The organism is Streptococcus mitis (genome assembly GCF_002096755.1).
In the GTDB taxonomy this organism is placed as follows: Bacteria; Bacillota; Bacilli; order Lactobacillales; family Streptococcaceae; genus Streptococcus; species Streptococcus mitis_AC.
In genome coordinates this window covers 48753-72962 of record NZ_NCVF01000023.1, presented here as the reverse complement: position 1 = coordinate 72962, position 24210 = coordinate 48753, and the positions used below count along the sequence as shown (strand labels likewise).

Annotated in this window: 23 protein-coding genes and 1 riboswitch; of the genes, 3 read left to right on the top strand and 20 right to left on the bottom strand. The window is 42.0% G+C overall.

What is annotated here, in order from left to right; translation table 11 throughout:
• Window positions 1–161: 161 nt before the first annotated feature.
• The 4 genes from B7700_RS05810 to B7700_RS05795 form a co-directional block, all read right to left on the bottom strand.
• Window positions 162–866 carry an MIP/aquaporin family protein gene (locus B7700_RS05810; RefSeq protein WP_000980817.1) on the bottom strand — a complete coding sequence of 235 codons (705 nt, stop codon included), beginning with the start codon at window positions 864–866 and terminating at the stop codon, window positions 162–164.
• A 69-nt stretch (window positions 867–935) separates the two neighbouring features.
• On the bottom strand, window positions 936–2762 hold the full coding sequence (gene glpO, locus B7700_RS05805; RefSeq protein ID WP_084887733.1) for a type 1 glycerol-3-phosphate oxidase: 1827 nt from the start codon (window positions 2760–2762) through the stop codon (window positions 936–938).
• A gap of 41 nt (window positions 2763–2803) precedes the next feature.
• On the bottom strand, window positions 2804–4312 hold the full coding sequence (glpK, locus tag B7700_RS05800; protein ID WP_000076786.1) for a glycerol kinase GlpK: 1509 nt from the start codon (window positions 4310–4312) through the stop codon (window positions 2804–2806).
• A gap of 159 nt (window positions 4313–4471) precedes the next feature.
• Window positions 4472–5899, bottom strand: coding sequence for an AcpB/EbpR/MafR family transcriptional regulator (locus B7700_RS05795; protein WP_045612464.1), 1428 nt, complete (start codon window positions 5897–5899; stop codon window positions 4472–4474).
• 164 nt (window positions 5900–6063) lie between these two features.
• Here B7700_RS05795 and hslO point away from each other — a divergent pair, with 164 nt between their 5' ends.
• Together hslO and dusB are read left to right on the top strand one after the other, a co-directional pair.
• Entirely contained in the window at window positions 6064–6936 is an 873-nt protein-coding gene (hslO, locus tag B7700_RS05790) for an Hsp33 family molecular chaperone HslO (protein WP_000357853.1), read from the top strand.
• Window positions 6923–7903 (top strand): tRNA dihydrouridine synthase DusB, encoded by a 981-nt coding sequence (dusB, locus tag B7700_RS05785; RefSeq protein ID WP_049551175.1) that lies wholly within the window; start codon window positions 6923–6925, stop codon window positions 7901–7903. Before hslO ends, dusB begins: the two co-directional genes overlap by 14 nt.
• A gap of 57 nt (window positions 7904–7960) precedes the next feature.
• On the opposite strand, the gene B7700_RS05780 is transcribed toward dusB, so the two are convergent.
• Window positions 7961–8647 carry a YoaK family protein gene (locus B7700_RS05780; RefSeq protein ID WP_084887729.1) on the bottom strand — a complete coding sequence of 229 codons (687 nt, stop codon included), beginning with the start codon at window positions 8645–8647 and terminating at the stop codon, window positions 7961–7963.
• Between the two features lie 126 nt (window positions 8648–8773).
• Window positions 8774–9472 carry a hypothetical protein gene (locus tag B7700_RS05775; RefSeq protein WP_084887727.1) on the bottom strand — a complete coding sequence of 233 codons (699 nt, stop codon included), beginning with the start codon at window positions 9470–9472 and terminating at the stop codon, window positions 8774–8776.
• Between the two features lie 278 nt (window positions 9473–9750).
• On the opposite strand from B7700_RS05775, the gene B7700_RS05770 reads away from it, so the two are divergent.
• Entirely contained in the window at window positions 9751–9981 is a 231-nt protein-coding gene (locus B7700_RS05770; RefSeq protein WP_084887725.1) for a hypothetical protein, read from the top strand.
• Window positions 9982–10054: 73 nt separating this feature from the next.
• Here the strand turns inward: B7700_RS05770 and B7700_RS05765 are convergent, their stop codons facing one another.
• From B7700_RS05765 to B7700_RS05700, 14 genes are all read right to left on the bottom strand, one after another.
• Window positions 10055–10828, bottom strand: coding sequence for an NUDIX domain-containing protein (locus B7700_RS05765; protein WP_084887723.1), 774 nt, complete (start codon window positions 10826–10828; stop codon window positions 10055–10057).
• A gap of 1 nt (window position 10829) precedes the next feature.
• Window positions 10830–11609, bottom strand: coding sequence for a nicotinamide riboside transporter PnuC (gene pnuC, locus B7700_RS05760; protein WP_084887721.1), 780 nt, complete (start codon window positions 11607–11609; stop codon window positions 10830–10832).
• Between the two features lie 9 nt (window positions 11610–11618).
• A complete protein-coding gene (locus B7700_RS05755; RefSeq protein ID WP_084887719.1) occupies window positions 11619–12677 on the bottom strand; it encodes an AAA family ATPase in 1059 nt (352 codons plus the stop codon).
• Between the two features lie 147 nt (window positions 12678–12824).
• A complete protein-coding gene (locus B7700_RS05750; RefSeq protein WP_084887717.1) occupies window positions 12825–15257 on the bottom strand; it encodes an ATP-dependent Clp protease ATP-binding subunit in 2433 nt (810 codons plus the stop codon).
• A gap of 1 nt (window position 15258) precedes the next feature.
• Complete coding sequence (locus tag B7700_RS05745) at window positions 15259–15717, bottom strand: CtsR family transcriptional regulator (RefSeq protein ID WP_084887716.1); 459 nt, start codon at window positions 15715–15717, stop codon at window positions 15259–15261.
• A gap of 118 nt (window positions 15718–15835) precedes the next feature.
• On the bottom strand, window positions 15836–16564 hold the full coding sequence (locus B7700_RS05740) for an ABC transporter ATP-binding protein (RefSeq protein ID WP_084887713.1): 729 nt from the start codon (window positions 16562–16564) through the stop codon (window positions 15836–15838).
• Window positions 16564–17571, bottom strand: coding sequence for an ABC transporter substrate-binding protein (locus tag B7700_RS05735; protein WP_084887711.1), 1008 nt, complete (start codon window positions 17569–17571; stop codon window positions 16564–16566). Before B7700_RS05735 ends, B7700_RS05740 begins: the two co-directional genes overlap by 1 nt.
• Before the next feature lie 36 nt (window positions 17572–17607).
• The gene (locus B7700_RS05730; RefSeq protein WP_185756208.1) at window positions 17608–18366 is read right to left on the bottom strand and encodes an ABC transporter permease; all 759 of its coding nucleotides are present in this window, start codon (window positions 18364–18366) and stop codon (window positions 17608–17610) included.
• The gene (locus tag B7700_RS05725) at window positions 18329–18619 is read right to left on the bottom strand and encodes a thiamine-binding protein (RefSeq protein WP_004235758.1); all 291 of its coding nucleotides are present in this window, start codon (window positions 18617–18619) and stop codon (window positions 18329–18331) included. The genes B7700_RS05730 and B7700_RS05725 overlap by 38 nt, the downstream gene beginning before the upstream one ends.
• A gap of 68 nt (window positions 18620–18687) precedes the next feature.
• Window positions 18688–18790: riboswitch (TPP riboswitch) on the bottom strand.
• A gap of 81 nt (window positions 18791–18871) precedes the next feature.
• Window positions 18872–19990: a choline binding-anchored murein hydrolase CbpD gene (cbpD, locus tag B7700_RS05720; protein ID WP_084887707.1), complete on the bottom strand. Its 1119-nt coding sequence runs from the start codon at window positions 19988–19990 to the stop codon at window positions 18872–18874.
• Window positions 19991–20078: 88 nt separating this feature from the next.
• Window positions 20079–20345 carry a Veg family protein gene (locus B7700_RS05715; RefSeq protein WP_001278169.1) on the bottom strand — a complete coding sequence of 89 codons (267 nt, stop codon included), beginning with the start codon at window positions 20343–20345 and terminating at the stop codon, window positions 20079–20081.
• Between the two features lies 1 nt (window position 20346).
• Window positions 20347–21699, bottom strand: a complete 1353-nt coding sequence (gene dnaB, locus B7700_RS05710; RefSeq protein ID WP_060627337.1) for a replicative DNA helicase — start codon at window positions 21697–21699, stop codon at window positions 20347–20349.
• 43 nt (window positions 21700–21742) lie between these two features.
• The gene (gene rplI, locus B7700_RS05705; protein WP_084887706.1) at window positions 21743–22195 is read right to left on the bottom strand and encodes a 50S ribosomal protein L9; all 453 of its coding nucleotides are present in this window, start codon (window positions 22193–22195) and stop codon (window positions 21743–21745) included.
• Window positions 22192–24165, bottom strand: a complete 1974-nt coding sequence (locus tag B7700_RS05700) for a DHH family phosphoesterase (protein ID WP_084887704.1) — start codon at window positions 24163–24165, stop codon at window positions 22192–22194. The genes rplI and B7700_RS05700 overlap by 4 nt, the downstream gene beginning before the upstream one ends.
• Between the last annotated feature and the right edge of the window lie 45 nt (window positions 24166–24210).

Here is a 24210-nt window from a genome sequence, read left to right as displayed (position 1 = left end):
TTTCTACCATTGTACCATTTTTTAGGGTAATTTTTCAATTGTTTGCCGTACATTTTCACTGCATTTAAGCTAATTTTAAAGATTATGCAGTTTTTCTATGTATATTTTTAAAAAAGCCTGAGATTTTCATCTCAAGCTTTTCAACATAATTGTTTTCTAGATTAGAAAAGTGAGAATACAAGCACGGCTAAGGCTGCACCGATAACAGGTCCCACAACAGGAATCCAAGCATAAGACCAGTCTCCGTCTCCCTTGTTTGAAATTGGAAGGATACTGTGCATGATACGAGGTCCAAGGTCACGCGCTGGGTTCAAGGCATAACCTGTTGTCCCACCTAGTGATAGACCGATACCGACAATCAAAGTTCCCACTGCAAAGGTTCCGATACCTGCTTGAAGGTCATAAAGTCCCAAAGCAAAAATTGTCAATACCAATACAAAGGTGCCAAGGATTTCGCTGATCAAGTTAGAAACTGTATCCTTGATAGCTGGACCAGTGCTGAAGGTTGCCAGGATATTGCCTGCATTTTCTTCTGCCTCATAATGCGGTTTGAATTGCAACCAAACCAAAATCTGACCGAGCATAGCCCCTGCGAACTGGGCTAGGATATAAGGGAATACTGATGCCCAAGGCAAGTCACCTTTTAAAGCCACACCAATTGTCACAGCTGGATTCAAATGAGCTGGACTGAGTTTTCCAGATACAAAGACTGCAACTGCAACTGCAATCCCCCAACCCATCGTAATCACAATCCAACCTGAGCTGTTGCTCTTGGTTTTTGGAAGAACCACACCAGCAACAACACCATTTCCTAGAAGAATTAGGATTAAAGTCCCTAGAAATTCTCCAAATAATTCATTCATCATCTTTCTGTCTCCATTAAAAAGAAGGGGCGGGCGACAAGGAGGCCTGCCCTCCACCTCTTTGATTTTTTCTTAATTTTTTAATTCTGCTAAATCGTTGTTAGCAAGAGCTGCTTCGACATCCGCACGGTAAGCGGCTTTTTCTTCTTCAGTCCAGTCATAGAATCGTCCCATTTCATCCAAAACTGGCTCAACGATGCTATCCAAACTATCACGCATAAAGAGCATGTGGTTGGTACGACGAAGGAGGAAGTCAACTGGGCTCAGAGCCAACTCATTGCGCATTGCATAGTGAAGGGACAAGGTATCTGCCAAGCTGAGTCCTGGTGCTTGTTCTAAACTATGAGCAAGAGCAAAGACTTTCGGTGCATTTGAACCATAAAGATTTGCTAGGTAATGAGCTTCCTTGCTATCCAAACCACGTGACACTCCAAGTTGCGCAAAGGCTTCGATTTCTGAGTCCACATTTGCTGGGTTCAATTCCCCACCTGAAACAGGGTAAGTCTTAGAATTGATGAGTTTAAAGCTACGGTCAAATTCTGATTTGAGGATGTCAACCACGCGCTCCATAGCTCCTTCAGCCATCTTACGGTAGTCTGTGATTTTACCACCAGCAAGGGTCAAGAGACCATTATCATCTCGGTCCAAGCTAGAACCACGAGAAACTGCAGATGGGTCCAAATGTTTCTCAGAGGTACTGCTTTCAAGCTTGCTGACAGCAGACTCAACATCTTCACGCGTTTTTTCTTTAGAGAGATAAGATTCAACAGTCGCAATCAAGTTGTTAAAGCTTTCATCACTGATGGTTCCGTTATTTCCTCCATTGTAGTCAGAAGCGCTATTTCCTGCGATCAATGGACGAAGACCTGCCCAGCTGCTTTCGATATCATCAATGGTAATGTTAGCTTCTGGGAAGCGGTTGTTGACAATACCAAGCAGATAATCTACATCTTCCTGAGTCACTTTTGGATGTTCCAAATCGCCTGTGTAGTCTGTATCCGTTGTACCAAAGTAAGTCTTGTTTTCACGTGGGAGAACAAAGACCATACGACCGTCACCCAAACCTGTGTCAAAGTAAACTGGTTGAGAAACCTTGATCTTGCTTGAATCCACTACCAAGTGAACTCCCTTAGTTGGACGCATTTGTGAGAATTGTGTTCCCTTATTAGACAAATTGCGCACCTTGTCGCTCCAAGGACCTGTTGTGTTAATCACCAGACGGGCCTTGATTTCAAAGACTTGGTCTGTCAAGAGATCACGAGCTACGACACCTGTAATCTTGCCACTTTCGTCAAAGAGGAAGCCTTCTGCCTTCACATGGTTGGCAATGAGGGCACCGTCTTGGTTGGCACGTTTGATGTTTTCAATCACGAGACGCGCATCGTTGTTACGGAAGTCAAGATAAACTCCACCTCCTACCAAACCTTCTTTCTTCAAGTTTGGCTGGCGTTCCAAGACTTCTTCCTTGCTCAAAACCTTGTTAGCAGCTGGTGTGTTGTTAACTCCTGCCAAGAGGTCATACAAGTCCATAGCTACTTTCAGACGGAAGAGGCTAAAGGTCGCTCCATCCTCATCGTAAACTGGCAAGAGCATTGGGTCTGGTTTTGGAATATGAGGTGCAATTTGTTGTACCACTGCACGTTCAGAAACTGTATCTGAGACCACTTCTACGTCAAATTGTTTGAGGTAACGAAGACCTCCGTGAACTAATTTTGTTGAACGGCTAGATGTTCCTTCTGCAAAGTCCTGCATTTCAATCAAACCAGTTTCAAGACCGCTAGCTGCCGCCTGCAAGGCTACACCGGCCCCTGTGATTCCTCCACCGATAATCAAGAGGTCCAGGGTACGTTCCTGCATTTTTTTAATTGATAATTCACGTGTTTTCTTTGAAAATTCCATATTTACACACTTTCTAACTAAGTCGCTTTATTCTTCCAGTATTAGTCGTCTACTTCCGCAAAGACTTGGGTTGCTTTCACAGCTTTCTTCCAGCCCTTGTAGAGTTGTTCCTTGCGAGATTCATTCATAGATGGTTCAAAGAGTTCTCCTGTCTCATTCAAGAGTTTCAACTCATCCAAGTCCTTCCAATAGCCCACTGACAAACCTGCTAGGAAGGCTGCACCTAGAGCTGTTGTTTCCAAGTTTTTGGCGCGTGCGATATCGATTCCCAAAATGTCAGCTTGGAACTGCATGAGGAAATTGTTCATAGCTGCACCACCGTCTACTTTCAAGACTTGGATAGCTGTCTGCGCATCCACTTGCATCGTATCGATGATATCACGCACTTGATAAGCGATAGATTGCAAAGTCGCCTTAATAAAGTCTTCTTTAGTTGTTCCACGAGTTAAGCCAAAGACAGAACCGCGAGCGTTTTGGTTCCAGTATGGAGCACCTAGACCTGTAAAGGCTGGAACGACATAAACTTCATCATTGTTGTGAGAATCACGAGCGTATTTTTCAGATTCTGGTGAATTTTCTACCATGCGAAGACCGTCACGAAGCCACTGAATGGCGCTTCCTGCGATGAAGATTGAACCTTCCAAGGCATAGTAAACCTTGCCGTTGATTCCGTAACCAATGGTTGTTAATAGGTTGTTTTCAGACAACTGCATCTCTTCACCAGTATTCATGATGATGAAAGAACCTGTTCCATAAGTATTCTTGACCATACCTGGTTCAAAGGCCAACTGTCCAAAGAGGGCTGCCTGTTGGTCCCCAGCCATACCTGAGATTGGGACTTCTCCACCATAGAAATGGAATGGGGCTGTCTTACCGTAGATTTCAGAGTTAGAACGAACCTCAGGCAACATTGCTTTAGGAATATTGAGGATTTCTAAAATCTCATCATCCCATTTGAGTTCTTTAATGTTATAAAGCATGGTACGAGCTGCATTTGAGTAGTCAGTCACGTGAGCCGCACCGTCAGTCAATTTCCAAACCAACCAAGTATCGATGGTACCAAAGAGCAATTCCCCTTTTTCTGCTCGCTCTTGAGCGCCTTCTACATGATCCAAAATCCAACGAACCTTAGTCGCTGAGAAGTAAGCATCGATGATCAAACCAGTCTTTTCATGGAATTTTTCCACATAACCTTGACTTTTTAGTTGCTCAGCCAAAGGGGCTGTTTGGCGAGACTGCCAAACGATAGCGTTGTAGATAGGAAGTCCTGTTTTCTTATCCCAGACGACAGTTGTTTCACGTTGGTTGGTAATTCCGATTGCTTCGATTTGATTTGGCTTGACACCACTTTCGATGAAAGCTCCAGCAATAACAGACTGGACGGAATTCCAAATTTCATTGGCATTGTGCTCAACCCAACCTGCCTGAGGGAAAATCTGAGTAAACTCTTTTTGACTCGAGCTAACTTTTTCTCCTTTTTTGTTGAAAATGATGGCACGAGAGCTTGTAGTCCCCTGGTCAATGGCCATGATGTATTTTTCTTGTGACATGTGCTGTCCTCCTGATAAAGATCTTGAGGATGTTTCCTCTTTACACTTACTAGTATACAAAATAAAACGCTTTCTTGTTCATCAACTTTTTTTAATTTTTAAAAAAATGTGAGGAGATTGTGTGAATTTCACAAAAAAGACCTGGAACGACCAAGCCTTTTAAGTGAATAATAACTGACGAATAGCCGCCAAATCTTCCATATCCAAGTCATTTTTTAAATAATAGACTGGGGTTTGTTCCTTCTTATGAATGGGGTTATTGGTAACCAGCAAATCATAATGTCGAGTTCGGTCATAGGCTTCAATGGTAATAAAACGATTATATTCCAAATACCGTTTTAAAATGGCTGCCATCCTTGAAAAGACAAGAAAACCAGATGTCAAATCCAGACCAATCCGCATATGCTGACCACCATTTTCAGCCATATATTCCATCAACTGAAGCCATTCCCAGAGAATTTTCTTATCCAAATCCGTCCCCTGCTGAAAGGCAGGTAGAGCATGAAAAATCTCCTCTGCCGTCCCCCTAAAATCATGTTCCATCAGTAAATATGGATGACGATTCTCTAACTTGTACTTGTAGCAATCCTGTAAAATATAGCCCTTATAAAGATAGACTTGAGCACAAAGCTGACTGAGTTCATAGGTAACATGGTCCTCTGTATAATCACCCAGTAACTCCTCCTTCTTCATTTCTTGAATCAATTGTGTCAGCAAATCTGCCAACTGCCCTCCAAAACCAAGGATATACTCCATAGTATGAAGAGGAAGAATGCGATGAGATAGGAGGAAAGAGAAGAAAATCATCATCTCCCCATCCTCAGTTCCGAGAGGAAGGTGTTGCCCAGCAAAAAAGGACGGAGCCTTTCTCAGCAAACGAAGATAGAAAATATTGTCAAAATACCCTCGCATTTTCTCTTCTATGACTTGAAACTGACAGGCATTGACCCGGAGACGTTGTTGACTGATGTGAGCCCAGAGAACCAGGTCCAATTTCTGCCCCGAAGACAAACTTGCACCGCAGATTTCCTCTAAACTGGCAATCTCCTGATTTCTCTCTGGCTTCTGCATGTGACCTTCCCACTCCTGACTCGACCAAACCTTGCGGAAAAGACAGAAATAAAAGTAACGAATCTGATGCTCTGGACCTCGCCAACGTCCATTTTGGATGGATAAATCAAATTCTGACAAAATCTGATTTAAACTAGCCAAGTGGCGGCCAAGCGTAGCCTCACTAATCATCAATTCTTGAGCCAGCTGATGGGCTAGAAACTGCTGATGATAGAGGAGATAAACTAAAATCTGGTATTTAACAGCATTCTCCAAAAACAGGCTCCGGATATCTCTCCCCTTGGTAGCTGCACCGATTGACAGACGCAGATTTTCATCTTCTAAGTGAATAGTCAGCTCTAAGCCACTATCCAAAGCCTTGTCATTGAGCAGGGTGATATATTTGGTTAGGGTTGCTTTTGAAAATCCTGTTTCCTCCATTACAGCCTTGACGGTCGTCTGAGACTCTTGTAATAGAAAGGAAAGGATTGAAAATTGGCCAGATTCAGCCTTTTCCATCAAGTCTCCTAAATACATTTGTTACCCCTTTCATTTTCTACCTTAAGCATAGCATAAATCTTACAAATGCTGAAATAATCTGTTTCTCTTTTTATTTTCATGCTGATTTCCTGGTCCATTATCCTGAAAATCAGCAAACACACGGCTCCCCCTTTGGGCATTTTTATGCTAAAATAGTAGCTATGGATAAAATTATTAAAACTATATCAGAAAGCGGAGCCTTTCGTGCTTTTGTCCTTGATAGCACAGAAACCGTCCGCACTGCTCAAGAAAAACACCAAACCCAAGCTAGCTCAACTGTAGCGCTTGGTCGAACTCTTATCGCTAGCCAGATTCTCGCAGCCAATGAAAAAGGAAATACCAAACTAACAGTGAAGGTACTGGGATCTAGCTCTCTAGGAGCCATTATCACCGTTGCTGATACCAAGGGGAACGTCAAAGGCTACGTTCAAAATCCTGGTGTTGACATCAAAAAGACTGCAACTGGTGAAGTCCTAGTTGGACCTTTTGTTGGAAATGGTCAATTCCTCGTTATCACAGACTACGGTACTGGAAATCCTTACAACTCTATGACTCCCCTCATCTCTGGGGAAATCGGTGAAGACCTGGCCTTTTACCTGACCGAAAGCCAACAAACCCCTTCAGCAGTCGGCCTCAATGTCCTTTTAGACGAAGAAGACAAGGTCAAGGTTGCAGGTGGTTTCCTAGTTCAAGTCTTGCCAGGAGCTAAGGAAGAAGAGATTGCTCGCTTTGAAAAACGCATCCAAGAAATGCCAGCTATCTCAACCCTTCTGGAAAGCGACGACCATATCGAAGCCCTCCTCAAGGCTATCTACGGTGACGAGGCCTACAAGCGTCTTTCTGAAGAAGAAATCCGTTTCCAATGTGACTGTAGCCATGAACGCTTTATGAACGCTCTTTCTAGCCTTCCAAGCTCAGACTTACAGGAAATGAAAGAGGAAGACCATGGGGCAGAAATCACTTGTCAATTCTGCCAAACGACTTACAACTTTGATGAAAACGACCTGGAGGAACTCATTCGTGACAAATCTTAATACACCTTTTATGATTGGCAATGTTGAGATTCCCAATCGTACCGTTTTAGCACCCATGGCTGGCGTGACCAACTCAGCCTTTCGTACTATCGCAAAAGAGCTTGGAGCTGGACTCGTTGTAATGGAAATGGTCTCTGACAAGGGAATCCAATACAACAATGAAAAAACCCTGCACATGCTTCATATCGATGAAGGTGAAAACCCTGTTTCTATCCAACTTTTTGGTAGTGATGAAGACAGCCTAGCGCGCGCAGCAGAATTCATCCAAGAAAATACCAAGACCGATATAGTCGATATCAACATGGGCTGCCCAGTTAACAAAATCGTGAAAAACGAAGCTGGCGCTATGTGGCTCAAGGATCCAGACAAGATTTACTCTATTATCAACAAGGTTCAGTCTGTCCTTGATATTCCCCTCACCGTCAAGATGCGTACCGGCTGGTCCGACCCAGCTCTTGCAGTAGAAAATGCCCTCGCTGCTGAAGCTGCAGGCGTTTCTGCCCTCGCCATGCATGGCCGTACCCGTGAGCAAATGTATACAGGTCACGCAGACCTTGAGACCTTGCACGACGTAGCTCAAGCTCTGACCAAGATTCCCTTCATCGCCAACGGTGACATCCGTACAGTTCAAGAAGCCAAGCAACGCATCGAAGAAGTCGGTGCTGATGCAGTTATGATTGGCCGCGCTGCCATGGGAAATCCTTACCTCTTCAACCAAATCAATCATTACTTTGAAACAGGAGAAATCCTACCTGATTTGACCTTTGAAGATAAGATGAAAATCGCCTACGAACACTTGAAACGATTGATTAACCTCAAAGGAGAAAACGTAGCAGTTCGTGAATTCCGTGGCCTCGCTCCTCACTATCTTCGTGGAACATCTGGTGCAGCTAAACTCCGTGGAGCCATTTCACAAGCTAGCACCCTAGCAGAGATTGAAGCCCTCTTGCAGTTGGATAAGGCATAGTCTCACATCTACAACTCACAAAAACGACAAAGCTCAAAAAATGAGTCTTGTCGTTTTTTATATGTTTTCATCTTGTAAATCTAATTGCTTCACTCTAGCTATATAGTAGGACATAATCAAAAACAAATTGAGGCTGATAATCCAAACAGACCATTCATGAAGAAAATGCATCAATACAGCCAAGCTGATTGCCCCCACTATGAAACTTCCCACAACAATCCCATAATTTAAGGCTTGACGACGGTATTCTTGGATATTTCCTTCTCTTCTAGCAATGCGATACAAAGCGGTCAACATCTTTCGGTAATTTCCAGACGTCATAAAAATGACATAGGGATGATCTTCAATCAAGCTACCCGTAAATGTTAGCATCATCATTCCTGTTCCAAAAGCGATGAAAGGAACTTCTAATAGAGGAGATCGTGAAAAGAAAGGCAAAATAAGTGTCCCAATAAATAAAGGAAGCAACATCTTAACTCGCCAGTAGGCCGTTTTGCGGTATTCTTTCATGTGTAGGGCAAACAGAAATCCTAGAGAAAAGAAGATAATTGAGCAGAATCGTAGCATCGTATTAATAACATTTGAGTCGTGCCAATCAGATATAAGTAGGAGAATATTCCCTGTCTGTGTCGCTACCAAACTACGGTATTGAATATGGCAAAACACATCCAAAGAACCACCTACAAATCCAAGAAATACTCCCATCAGTCGTGTGTTTTGAGGTAATATTAATTTATCCGCCATGTATTATCACTCGTTTTCCTTTGATTTTTTTATTATACCACTTTCTCTTGGAGAAACTAAGTGAAAAACAGTTGGCTCACTCTTTTACAGCACGATTTCTAGTAAAAGTTAAAGCACCAAATTTTATTATTGACTCAAAGCAACACTGGAAACCTTACCATCCGCTCCTGTTGTAATTTGGATGACTTTTCCTCCACCAATTTTGGCATTATACTTGCCATCATCAAGAGTATAAGAATAGCCTTTGATAGAGTAATTTTCTTTCTTTCCATCGGAAGATTCTACTGTAAATTGACCACCTGATGAAACTGTGATGGTTTCGCCATTTGCTCCCTTCCAATTGCCCGCTGCAGCTGAGAAATCACCATCTACCATGGTTAAAACACCCTTGTAGCGTTTATTTTGCTCTGCTTGTTTGTCTTGAAGTTTGCGGTCAGTTGTAGGATCATAGCTTGATTGGTTAGACTGGGCTTGAGGAGCCTGTTGAGTTGAAGGAGTCTGAGCAGGAGTTTGTTGACTAGCCGCCTGTTGATTAGCCACTTCTTGACCTTGTCTTTGCTCTGGTGCAGGTGCCGCTTGTGATGGCGTTGCAGTTACTGAAGACTGGTCAGTAGACGCCTTGGCCTTTTCAGATGAAGCTGAAATTGAGGACTTCTGAGTCTTGCTTTCTTTGCTAGCAGAAGCTGCTTTAGAGCTTGATGATTGGCTTGTCTTAGCAGAACTGCTTGCTTGAGTTGTTTCCTTTTTATTTCCACAAGCTCCTAATAGCAAGGTAGAAGCCAATACAGTTGCTGTCATCAATTTGATATAGGTTTTCTTTTTCATTTTTCTACTCCTTTGTAATATTTTAGAAATATAAAGAAATCTTTTTGTAATATAATTGTAACATTGAGATTTAAATATGTCAACAATTTATCTAAACTATTTTAAAAATCTTACATCATTTAGATACATTTACTCCTCCTACTCTTCTATTCGTAATAAAACAGAAAAACAGGAGATTTTCCTGTTAAACATTCGAATTTGTTTTTGTGTAATCGCTTGCATCTTTAAGTACAAAGGAATATAATAACATTGAAATAGAATATAGGAGGTGTAGACTTATGTTAAGCAAATATTACAAGTATCTTCCTTGGTTAATTTTGGGAGCTATTGGCTCTTATCAATCAGCCGCTTACTATGCGCGAACTGCATTTGATGTCTTCTATCTGACTACAATCTTTTTGATTGTCTATATCGCCTTGTTATTTTTACATGAGAACTATCTCAAGTATCGATACAAAGCCTTCTTTACTCACATGCTGAGCAATTCTAAGAAAGATAGCCATCCCTAAAAACAGTCGCAACAGCAAAACCATTTCATGATGGTACATAAAGAGGTCGGGAACTTTGTCCCGACCTCGTTTTTTATTTCAATCGATAGGTTTTTCTTGGTTTCTTTTTAGGCACTCGTTTGAGTCCGACTTCTTCTACATATTCTCCGTATTTTACGAGAAAGTTATTGCTGACGATTGGACGACCGGGGTTGATAAGATTGACCAGTTCAGTTCCTTCGTAGACAGTGAACTCCTCATCCAGCAGATAAAGGAAGGTCGGATTCCAGTCGAGGCGGCCTTGGATTCGTTTGATGGATTCTTGGATAATGGCATAATGGTCAAAAGCGAAGGCTTGCTCCTCTAACTCTACTCCCTCTAAGAAGCACTTGCCTGTCTGAAAATCGACATCTACGAAAACGACATCCTTGGCATCGTCTCCTGCTTGAACAAGTTCTAATGCACGACTAGGCAGATAAACCAAGTGGGCAATGGTCACTGTCCAGCCCCGGGGGTCACGGCCGGGGGTCGATACGGTCATCAATTGCTCGATTTTTTCCAAAGGAAGATCGAGATTGACTTCTTCTCTCACCTCACGCTGACAGGCATGCGCAGCATCTTCGCCCTTGTCCATAAATCCTCCAACTAAGGCCAAACAATTTTGATATGGATGAGCCTTGCGACGAATTAATAAAAGCTTGATCTTTCCTTCAACAAAGCAGTAGGCTACCATATCCACCGTCACACTTGGTTTTTCGTATTGAGGGAGTTCCTGCTTGTAGTACCAGTCTAAAAACTCCTCCTGACTGGCATGAATTTCAAAATATTCTTTTTCTGTCATCCCAGCTGGAATCATCGTGTCCGTCATTTTATGCCTCCTTACGAACTGCCTTGGTCCATTGGTACCAACCTACTAGACTATTGAGTGTGTAAACCCAGTACATCCCTTGGATGTGGATATTTTCACCCCACCAGAGGTAGATACTAAAGAGATTGGTTGCAATCCAGAAAATCCATTGCTCACGATAGAGACGGGTCATCAAGAGCTGACCGACACCATTGGTCGCATCGGTAACACTATCACGGAAAGGGCGAGCACTATGGATACTTTGGTAAGCTAAGCCCATACCAATCCAAATGATAGCAGTCAAGGCCAAGTATTTGAGCCAATCAAAAACAGATAATTTCTTAGCTTCAAAGTGGGATTCTTCTGGTTTTCCTTGGTCGTTGATACGATTGGACAACCAAGCATAGAGACCAATCGGTTGCATGACAAAGAAGTAAACGGTCGTCAAAACTTCGCCATAAAAAGTCGCATTCATGGCCAAAACTAAATAGATAGCAGAGTTAATGGCCCCAAAGAGATAATTGCTTGCACGCCCTTCTGCTACCAAGATAACACAGACAATCCCAGTCCAAGATGCAAACAAGCTCATCCAGTCATGACTTTCTGTATTTTGCGTGAATTCCAAGATCAAGGGAACACTTGACAGGACGGTGAGATACAACCACTGGAAGAGGCTACGGCCGACAAAGAGATCTTTCCAGAGCAGGTTCATGATTCCTGCAAAACCGATTTTGCGGGCTTCCGCATGGACATTTTTAAAGTTTTCGATAAATTGTGTGATTTTTTCAGTTAATTTTTTCATAATTTTCTCCTAATCTGCTTGGTAAATGGCATCAATAGCCACTTTTGCTGCTTCATAATTACCTAGGTAATCCTCAGCTAGATAAACTAGTGGAATGTTTGCTAAGTAGCGCTCCCTCATCTGGTCCAAATGCTGGGAAAAACTATGACGAATATGGTCTTCTGCCATGGTCATATCTCTAAATCCGTCATTGACATAGGAACCGACAGGTTGCACAAAGAGAATCAAGTCCCATTTTTCCTTAGCCAAGATAGAGGCAAAGAGATTATCAAAAGTCTCTCCTGATAAATCCCCTTGGTCCTCGGTCTCCATGTAATAATCATAGTAGCCCTTAGTTACTAAGGAGTTGGTGTCAGCTATCACCAATCCCCTATTGGCATTACTGTCAATTAACTTAGAGGTCTGGTCATACTGCCCCAACAGGAGATAATAGTAATCTTTTGGAGTCAATTCATCGTCGCGGACATTGTTTTTAATCTGGTACTCACGTGCGTATTCCAAACTGACGGGTGCATCGTAATACCTTGCCAAATCCTTGGCCAGAGTGGTCTTCCCATTGCTGGCACTCCCCATAATCAATACTTTCTTTGTAAACTGACGACGGAAGGGCTGAGCGATGTTTTTCCAATATTTGCTTGGATTTTCTCGAATCATAGTCGCTGAGATTCCAAACTTTCTTTCTTGCAAAACGGTCTCAAAACCACGATTTGATAATTCTTGCTGGTAGTCTGCTTCTCCCACAAAGAAAATTAGTTCTTGCTGGGTTTCATCATAGGAAATCTCCGCTAACATTTGGTCCAACCACTCCTGCCAGCCCATAGGGTAGCGAGGAAGATTGGTTTCATCTAACTTACAAACCAAGGTCAACTCGTCACCACGAAAGGCCTCTCGGATATAGCGGAATCTTTTTTGAAGCGTTAAGCCTACCTGCTCTCCTCGGTCTCCCTCATAGCCTGAAACGACAACCCAGACCTGGTCACACTGTCGCTTCGCACGCTGAATCAAATCGATATGACCCTGATGAAGAGGGACAAAGGTCCCAAATACCACTGCTGTTTTCTTTTTCATAAATCTATTACCTTTTTATATTTTTTGATATTTTTATTATCTATGTTTTTATTATAAACTATATTTTTGTTTCGTCAATAGGTTTTTATTGTTTTTTATAAAAAAGTAGCAAAAAAGAGAATCAAGATTGCTCCTGATTCTCCATTTTTATGCAATATCAAATTTTAACTGGCCTGCTTTAACACCAATCTTAAGTGTGCTGCCTGCCACCAAATCTCCCTTAAGAAGAAGTTCTGCCAACTTGTCCTCCACTTCTGTTTGCAGGGTTCTGCGAAGTGGACGAGCTCCCATCTCTGGGTCATATCCTTGATTTGCCAACAATTTCAGTGCTGAAGCTTGTAATTTCAAGTCAATGCCTTTTTCAGCCAAACTTGCCACTAAAGGTTTAACCATAATCTTCACCACTTCCTGCATATTGTCGCTAGACAGGCTATGGAAGACTACCTTTTCATCAATACGGTTGATAAACTCAGGTCTATAAGCCTTTTTCAGCTCTTCAAACATGCGTTTCTCCATATTCTCCTGGTCAAAACGAATATCCTTAGCTCCAAAACCGACGGTCTTGTCATCCCGAAGGGCTGTCGCACCAAGATTTGACGTCATGATGATAATAGTATTTGAAAAGTCAACCTTGCGCCCCTTGCTATCTGTCAAGACACCATCATCCAAGACCTGCAAGAGAACATTAAAGATGTCTGGGTGGGCTTTTTCTACCTCATCAAAGAGGAGAACAGAGTATGGTTTGTTGCGAACCTTCTCGGTCAACTCCCCACCTTCTTCATAACCCACATAACCCGGAGGAGCTCCGTTGAGACGGCTAGCTGCGAATTTCTCCATATACTCACTCATATCAAAGCGGATAAGAGCTGATTCGTCGTCAAAAAGAACTTCCGCTAAAGCCTTGGCCAATTCGGTCTTACCGACACCTGTAGGCCCTAGGAACATAAAGGAACCAATCGGACGCTTATGACTGCGAATCCCTGACTGGTTGCGGCGAATGGCACGGCTAATACTTGAAACAGCTTGATCTTGACCGATGACACGTTTGTGCAGTTCAGCTTCCAAGTTTAAGTATTTCTTAGCATCAGTCTGAGTCAGTTTTTGAACGGGGATACCTGACAAGCGACTCAAGGTGGTCAAAATATCAGACTCTGTCACCAAGTCTTTATAACCAGGCACTTCCTCTTCTTTTGCGATTAGCTGAGCTGCCTGTTTCCACTTACCATCCATCAAGGCCTTGTCAGCTGGACTCAAACCTGAATCGTCTGCTTTTACATGCTTAGCCTTATTTTGCACTGTTGCTGCTGCTTCATCTAAGAGGTCGATAGCAGAGTCTGGCAAGTGACGGCTAGTCAAGTAACGATGCGCCATCTTGACAGCTGTTTCAACCGCTTCATCTGTGATTTGCACCCGGTGATGTTTCTCATAAGTCGCCTTCAAGCCTTGTAAAATGGTCATGCTGTCTGCCACGCTTGGCTCTTCGATCGTCACTTTGGCGAATCGACGAGAAAGGGCCGCATCTTTTTCGATGTGTTTTTGGTATTCTTCCTGAGTGGTCGCACCAACCGTTCTCAAAGTTCCGCGCGCCAAGGCTGGCTTCAAGATATTGGCCGCATCCAGAGTCGAATCAATCCCGCTCCCAGAACCCATGATGGTATGAAGTTCATCGATAAAGAGAATGACTTGACCATCTTCTTCAATATCCTTGATGATATTGTTCATGCGTTCTTCAAAGTCACCACGGAAGCGTGTCCCTGCAACGACATTCATCAAATCAAGCTCTAACACGCGCATCTTAGCCATTTCCGTAGGCACATCCCCACTAGCAATACGCTGAGCAAGACCAAGCGCCAGAGCTGTTTTCCCGACACCAGCATCCCCAACCAAGACAGGATTATTCTTTGTCTTCCGACTCAAGATTTGAATCATACGCGAGATTTCCTTGTCCCGACCGATGACTGGCTCCAACTTGCCAGAACGCGCTTGCTCTGTCAAATCATGCGTATAGTCCTCAAGACCACCGCTCGGAGTCTGGGGCATGCCCATCATATTAGCCATAGAATTTTGCTTGTCAGCTACTGTACGATGACGTTGGCGTAAAGCCTTGAGATCTTCACGAGTCCAACCTGCCCGTTCTTCTAAATTTCGACGAAGGGCAGCAATCTTGACCTGATCTTTCTTGTCTTCATATGAAAAACCAGCCCTCTCCAAGATACGAGTCGCCAAGGCATTGCCATCATGCAAAATCGCATAAAGGAGGTGCTCTGTCCCTAGCACCTTAGCATGGACCACTGACGCTACATACTCTGCTTCGTCAAAAAGAACCTGCAAACGATGAGAAAACGGCAATTCCGTAAAGATTTCATCCTGGCTATAGTCCGTTTCAGTCAGTTCCAAAGCGACCTCTTCTAAACGGTCCATCTCATATGGATAATCATTTAAAGTCGCCCCTGCCACACTATAACTGTGATTGGACATGGCAATCAACAAGTGCCAAGACTCTAGATAATGAGCTCCAAAATGGCCAGCCACCATGTAGGCACTTTCGATACATTCATTCAATGCTTTTGAATAGTTCATCTTACTTCCCTTTTCTATCTACCTCTTGTATGACCTGTCGTAGCATATTAGCACGAACAACTGGAGCTTCTTCTCCTAGAATGCGATCCAAAGCTACTGCTACCAGCAAATTCATCTCCTGCTTGGTCATCAATTCCTGCTCAACCAAAAGCTGCAGAATATCTTCATAAATTTCTTGACTGACCCGCTCACCAATCGAGTAAAGCAGTTCTCGGAGCATTTCATGATGGCTAGAAAACTCAATCCGTCCTATACGAATGTAGCCTCCGCCACCACGCTTACTTTCAACCAAGTAGCCTCTACTTTCCGTAAAGCGTGTCTTGATCACATAGTTGATCTGACTAGGAACAACCTGAAAGGTATCCGCCAACTGACTCCGTTGCAACTCCACGATACCAGATTGATCTAAAATCGCCTTGATGTAGGCCTCAATATGATCCGATGTATTTTTAAATCTCATTACAAACCCACCTCTCTCTTTAAACCTTGACTATCTTTGACTATTATACCGAAATTTTCTCATTTTTAAAAGAAAAAGGGCGCTGGTAAAGGATAATCTTCACCAACTCCCTATTTTTCTACTTATCTAAGCCTAATTCTGCCAAGATTTGACGTTTGTAGGCAATCTTTTGAACTTCCTTGTCCTCGTCTTCAGACCAATCTAGTTTAATTTCTGAAACAATCTGCCCAGGGCGATTTTTCAAGATATAGATGCGGTCGCTGAGATTAAGGGCCTCCTCGATACTATGAGTAATAATCAATGTTGTCAGGTGCAACTGCTTGTGAATCTCAAGGTACCAAGCGTGTAGTTCCATCTTGGTCATCTCATCCAAGGCGCTAAAGGCTTCATCTAAGAGAAAGAGCTTGTGCCCGAAAAGATAGGTACGAAGCAAGGCCACACGCTGACGCATCCCACCACTGAGTTCATGAGGGTATTTATCTCTTACAGCTGTCAACTGGAAGGTCGCAAGAATTTCATCTGCGCGAGCAATAGCTTCTGCCTTATCCACTTTTTGAATCAAGAGGGGCAGAATGATATTACCAAGCACCGTCTTGTGTTCCAAGAGCAGATCCTTTTGTAACATATAACTCACCCGCCCCTTGGGATTCTTCTCACCGTCCAGAACAATTCGCCCTGACTGGACTTCTAAAATCCCAGCAATTAAGTTAAAGAGGGTGGTCTTTCCTACACCACTTGGGCCTAGGATAGAAACCACTTCTCCTGAAGTCACCTGCAAGTTAATGTCCTCTAAAATCCTCTCCTGACCATAGGCATAACTGACGTGTTCTAGTCTAATTTCTGTCATTATTTTACAAATTCATTAGTGAAGCCTTTGTCTGTCAAGTCTTCTTTAAGGATACCATTTTCTTTGTCCCATTTGTAGAAGGCGTTCCAGCGAGCTGCATCAAATTGACCCCATTTTTCCTTGTCGCTTGCGTATTCTTTTGACAAGTATTTTTGAGATTCGATGACAAAGTCACGTTTTTCCTGGAGTTCAGGTGCATTCTTGATGAGAATATCTGCCGCTTCCTCTGGATGCTCCATAGCATATTGGTAACCTTTTTTGATAGCTTGGATGACTTTGCGAGCTTCTTCTTTGTTATCTTTCAAATAGTCGTTGTTTGCGATGATAACTGGTGAATAGTAGTCAAACTCCTTTACATAGTCTTTCAAATACATGAAGTTAGCCTCTACGCCTTGAGATTTTGCAAGGATACCATCCCATCCATAGTAGATCCAAGCAGTGTCAAATACTCCATTAGCAATTGGTGTGATAGAGTTTGAATCGTTGTTTGGTACTTTTTCGACTTTATCAAAGTCCCCACCTTGTGACTCTACCAATGTTTTCAACATAGCAAGTTCAGTTGGGTCATTCCAAGTTCCGTATTTCTTACCAACCAAGTCTTTTGGACTAGCTACATTGTCAGATTTACGAGAGATAATTCCTGAGGTATTGTGTTCTACGATAGCGGCAACGGCAGTAATTCCTGCACCTTTTTCCAATTTCTTAGCCATGTAGTCTTGGAAATACACTGCAAATGGTGCCTTTCCGTTAATAACCAAGTCAGAAGAACTTTCTTCTGGTGGCAATTTCAAATCAACATCCACTCCAGCTTCTTTGAAATAGCCTTTTTCTTTAGCAACATAAAGCCCTGTGTGGTTGGTATTTGGCGTCCAGTCTAGGATAAAATCAATCTTCTTAAGCTCTACTTCCTTATTATCCTTAGAAGCAGTTCCTTGACCACAGGCCACAAGCACAACAGCTACAAGAGCTGTTAAAACAGTTAAAAACACTTTCCATGTTTTTTTCATTTTGATTTCCTCTTTTCTTTTTGAAACATTCTAATTCTACGAACGTTTCCATTTAATAACATATTTCTCGCTGATATCGACCAACTTCATACCCAGAAGGCTGATAATCGATACCAGAATAATAATAGCAAACATGGTATCATACTGAAACAGTTTCTTGGACTGAATCATATAAACACCAAGACCCTCAAAGCCTCCCAACCACTCGGATACCACTGTTGTGATAAAGGCGTAGGAGACACTGACCCTCAGACCTGCATAAAAGTAAGGCAGACTGACAGGAATTTTAAAATGCCAAAGGATTTGCCAAGGTTTGGCCCGCATCAGACTAAACAAGGTCAGCATATCCTTGTCACAATGCCTAAAACCGTCCAAAATGCTGACGATGATAGGAAAGGTAGTCGTCAAGATAATCAAGACAATCTTGGGCAAAATTCCATAACCGAGCCACAAAACCAGAATAGGAGCTATCGCAATAGTCGGGATAGTCTGAACAACCACCATCATAGGGTAAATCAGGTCATTGAGCCAAGTCAAACTGTCCATAAGCACAGCCATGAGACAGGCAATTAAGACTCCCAAAATTAGACCTAGCAAAGCCACTCTCAATGTCGCCCAGCTATGGTGCCAGAGAAATTCTCTATCACGAACAAAAGACTGGAGGATTTCAAGAGGTGTCGGCAGAATAAACTTGGGGAGAAGTTTAAGAAAACCTGCTAACTGCCAGATTGACAAGACTCCCAGAAAACCCAATAGACTAATGTGTCGTCTCAGTATACTTTTCAAGCTTCTCATCAATACTTAAAATCTCTCCTACATTTATTTTGACGTTGGCAAAGACATTGTCTGCCTCCTGCCCTGCCACTTCCAGCGCTTCTTTTAGAATGCGCATAAGCTCATCAAACTCCCCTTCCAAGACTGTTTCAAATGGTGTCACTACCATGGTCACTTCTTGAGCTTGCAGATAAGCAATGACCTGATCAATAACAGCAATCCGATCAATTCCCTGTGATAGGGGTAAAACTTGCAAGGCAATGCTTGCTTTCATAAGAACCTCCTCTTCTCGTTTTCCTTTGACAAAAAGAAAAACCTTTACCATATATGGAAAAGGTGCAGAATAGACTAAGTATCGTTCCCTACGCTGGCATTACCCAGATCAGGTGCGGTCGAAGTTTAACACTTCCTCTCAGACTGTACACAGACTCCCATATATTATATGGACATATGATAGCGCAAAACCAAAAGAATGTCAAGGAAACTGCTTACAGAAAAAGTAGGAAAAATTTCCTACTCCACTTTTCTATACTCGTTCTCCATCACTATTTACTCTATAACCATCCACTGTTGTATTGACAGCTAAGGCTCCTGAAGAGTAAGAATAATACCACTTACCAGATACTTGGTACCACCCCGTTTTCATTGCCCCTGAACTATCTAAATAATACCACAGACCATTTTCCTTTAACCAGCCTGTCTGCATTTCACCAGATGATTTCAAATAATACCAACTAGAACCATCTTTCAGCCAGCCTGTTGATTTAGACCCATTTGATTTAAAATGATACCAACTACCATTTATTTTCTTCCAACCGACAGTTGAACTGTTATTGGATCCATAGTTAGAGCTATTTCCTGATTGATTCTGATAATTCTGTGAAGAAGTCAATCCCTCTAGCTGGATATAGCGACGACTTCCATTATAAGCCGTATAACTCAACCACTTGTATCCGTCTTTTTCGAGAATTTGATCATAATGAACATTCTCCCCAGGATAATAGTAATCAATCGCAGTTGCGCTAGCTAGAGGCTGATTTTTGATAGCAGCCTTAGACTTGAAAAAATGTGTTCCTCCTGTTGAAGCTGAGGATTGACTATTCCCAACACTGCCACCAGCTAAATCTTTAAAATGAATAAACCCCGTCATAGTATTTGCCTTCACGATGCGCTTGTTGTAAGATTCCCTTATTCCATAATTGTATTCTTCAATCTCAATCTCATCTCCTATTACATTTGACACCCAAGCAACATGACCATAAGTTCCTGCAGTAGACCAAGCAATAGAGCCAATCGTTGGTGTATTATCGACACGATAACCTTCACGACGAGCACGATAGCCCCATTCATTCGCATTCCCATAAGCAGCCGGAATCTCAAAACCATTGACATTACTCAAACGAAAGGCTGCAAAAGAAGTACACTGACGAGAATACATGCGCCACTTATCAATCTCCTGACTCCCATTTTTATAATGAGCAGGATAATCATCCCCACGCGCAATCGATCCATTTCCTCCGGAATAGGCATATACACTATTACCCGCTGCTAACATCAATCCTACTACTAAAAAGGGAACAACCTTTTTAGCTGATTTTCTGAAAGAAAATCTTGTCTCTGCTACTTTAAATGGTGAAATTTTCATTCTTCCTCCTTGAAAAATAATATAAATCGAAGATTACCTTCACTTAAACTATTCGGAGAAAAAAGAAAAAGTGAGAAAATTTCTCACTTTAGTCAAGATAATGAATCAAATTCTTTTCTGTAAGGATATCTGAGTAAGTAAAGGATTCAACGTAAACATTAGCTTGTTTATCTCCTTCAACGTTCCCAAATTCAACGATAAATAGGGATGGATAAACCTCAATTAGCTTACCCAATCTATTTTTTTGGCGCTTACGACCATTCTCCAAAGTCATTTCTACGACTTGTCCCTCATGTGCCTTGATTTCTTCTTTTATTTTTTTCATCTTGGCTACATCTGTAAATGCATCTGACATCTTATGCCTCCCTCTTTGAGATACTTGAAAATTTATTGTATTCTTTTTGGAAAATTAATTCCACCGTTCCACGAGCTCCACTACGGTTTTTCTCGATAATAACTTCTACCTTATTATTCGGCATTCCTTCCTCTTCTTCACCACCACGCTCATAGTAATCGTCGCGATAAAGAAAGGCTACAATATCAGCGTCCTGCTCAATAGACCCAGATTCACGAATATCAGACAAGACCGGTCTTTTATCCTGACGTTGTTCTACACCACGAGAAAGCTGACTTAGAGCGATTACTGGAACTTTCAGTTCCTTAGCTAAAATTTTCAACTGACGTGAAATTTCTGAAACCTCTTGTTGACGATTTTCCCGACCAGTTCCCGTGATAAGCTGCAAATAGTCTATCAAAATCAAACCAAGATTTCCAGTTTCTTGAGCTAATTTACGTGAACGAGAACGAATCTCTGTAATCCGAATTCCTGGCGTATCATCAATATAGATACTGGCGTTAGCTAGATTACCCTGAGCAATGGTATACTTTTGCCATTCCTCATCGGTCAATTGCCCCGTACGGATAGAATGCGATTCCACCAAACCTTCTGCCGCCAACATACGATCCACTAGACTTTCCGCACCCATTTCAAGTGAGAAAATAGCTACCGTCTTGTCCAACTTAGTCCCAATGTTCTGAGCAATATTCAAGGCAAAGGCTGTCTTACCAACCGCAGGACGAGCTGCCAAAATAATCAACTCCTCCTCATGCAAACCAGTCGTCATATGATCTAAATCACGATAACCTGTCGCAATACCTGTAATATCGGTCGTTTGTTGCGAGCGAGCTTCCAGATTTCCAAAGTTGATATTCAACACATCTCTAATGTTCTTAAATCCACTTCGATTAGCATTTTCGCTGACATCAATCAGGCCTTTTTCTGCCTGAGCAATGATTTCATCAGCTGGTTGCGAAGCCTCGTAAGCTTGATTGACAGACTCTGTCAACTTGGAGATTAATCGACGTAGCATGGCCTTCTCTGCAACAATCTTAGCATAATACTCCGCATTAGCAGAAGTTGGCACAGAATTGACAATCTCAACCAGGTAAGACAAGCCACCAATATTCTGTAAATCACCTTGATTATCAAGAATGGTACGAACCGTTGTTGCATCTATAGCATCGCCACGATCGGATAAATCGACCATAGCTTGGAAAATCAAACGATGGGCATACTTAAAAAAGTCCCGAGACTCAATATATTCTCGCACAAAAACAAGCTTACTCTCATCAATAAAGATAGCCCCTAAAACGGATTGCTCAGCTAAGATATCTTGAGGTTGTACTCGTAACTCTTCTACTTCTGCCATCAGACTTCCCTTCCTTTTACAATCTTGTCAAGAAAGTGTAAATTTACCCTTCTTTCACACGAAGATTGATCACACTTGTGATATCTTGATAGATTTTCACTGGTACATCAATCAAACCAACCGCTCGAATCGGAGCTTGTACTTGGATATGACGTTTATCAATCTTAATTCCAAATTGCTTTTGCAATTCTTCTGCAATTTTCTTATTGGTAATAGAACCAAAAGTACGGCCATCTGGACCAACTTTTTCAACAAATTCTACAATAGTTTCCTCTGCTTCTAGTTGGGCTTTAATTGTTTTTGCTTCTGCAATCATCTCAGCGTGAGCTTTTTCTTCAGATTTTTGTTTACCACGAAGTTCACCTACAGCTTGAGCAGTCGCTTCTTTGGCTAGATTCTTTTTGATAAGAAAGTTTTGCGCATACCCTGTTGGTACTTCCTTAATTTCGCCTTTTTTACCTTTTCCTTTAACATCTGCTAAAAAGATTACTTTCATTCTTCTTTCTCCTTTTCCTTTATTTCATTTAATACAATTTCTGTCAGTTTTTCACCTGCTTCTGACAAGGTTGAATCCTTAATTTGAGCTGCTGCCAAATTAAAGTGGCCTCCACCTCCCAGCTCTTCCATAATCCGTTGTACATTCAGCTTACTACGACTGCGAGCTGAGATAGAGATAAATCCTTGTGTATTCTTCGCAAGAACAAAACTCGCTTCAATACCTGACATAGCTAACATGGCATCTGCTGCCTTACTAATAACAACTGTATCATAGCATTTCGAGTCCTTAGCCTCTGCTATCAGTACATCTGAACCTAATTTACGTCCCTGTAAAATCAGTTCATTGACCTCACGATATTCTTCAAAATCTGTTGCAGCCATTTCCTGAATAGCAATACTATCACTTCCGCGCGTTCTGAGATAGCTAGCAACATCAAATGTCCGACTAGTCACTCGTGAGGTGAAATTTTTAGTATCCAGCATCATACCAGCCATCAAAACACTTGCTTGCATACGACTCAAACGATTTTTCTTAGAATTCTGGAACTGAATCAATTCTGTTACCAACTCACTGGCACTGCTTGCACCACTTTCGATATAAGTAATAACTGCATTATCTGGGAAGTCCTGATCCCGTCTGTGGTGGTCGATGACGATGGTTTGGGTAAATAAATCATAAAAATCTTTTGATAAAGTTAAAGCTGTCTTTGAATGGTCTACAAGAATCAACAAAGAACGATTGGTCACCATCCCCATTGCGTCCTTAACAGACAACAACTTTGTAACTCCTTCTTTTTCTAAAAATGAAACAGCTCGTTCAATATCCGGCGACATTTGTTCTTCGTCATAAATAGCATAGCTATTTTCAGTCACATTGCTGGCAAACAACTGCATACCTACAGCAGAGCCAAGAGCATCCATATCTAGATTTTTGTGACCAACTACAAAAACCTGATCCACATTACGAATCTTATCTGAAATAGCCGTCATCATAGCACGCGTACGGGTCCGTGTACGTTTGATTGAGGCAGCAGACCCACCACCAAAATAAACTGGATTTTTCGTTTCGTCGTTTTCCTTGACAACCACTTGGTCGCCACCACGCACTTCAGCCAAGTTCAAATTGAGCAAAGCAACTTTCCCTATTTCATCATGATTTCCATCACCATAAGAAAATCCCATACTTAAGGTCAAAGGCAGCTGTCTCAGTTTCGCCTCTTCTCTGAATGCATCAATAACAGAAAATTTATCATTCATCAATCCCTCAAGTACCGTGTAGTCCGTAAATAAATAAAAACGGTCCATACTCACTCGACGAGAGAACATGGCATGCTTACCAGCAAATTCTGAAACAAAATTGGCTACAAAACTGTTAATATGACTGATATCAGACTCTGATGTTTCATCTTCTAAGTCATCGTAGTTGTCAACGGAGACAATCCCAATAACAGGTCTACTCGTAACTAACTCAACAGTCGCTTCGTATTCTCCAGACACATCAAAGAAATAAAGAACTCCAGATACCTTGTCCATATGAACCGAATAGCGAGTCTCACCCAAGGTTGCATAAGAACCTGGATTCCCCACAGACGCCTTTATAATTGTTTGAATTAATGCCACATCAATCTCGCCCACTTCATTAGTCAAAATCAATTCAGCATAAGGATTAAACCATTCAACTTCACCTGACGATAAGTCTAATTTAATAACTCCGACAGGCATCTGTTCTAACAAGGTTGTCAAACTTTCTTCAGCTTGGTGGTTTACATACTGGATTTGTTCTACTTCACTCCTTGAGTAGTAGTCTCTCTGATGGATGAATAGTAAAATATATGAACCCAAAATAAGTAGCAAAAGAAATAGCGTTACCAGTGTATTCGTTACAAAAACAAGTTGCACAGATAGCACTCCGAACGCCACTATTCCTAATATTAAGGGGAAAATAGGACTTACATAAAATTTTTTCATTCCAAACCTCTTGGCACCCATTATACCATAATAACCACCAAAAAG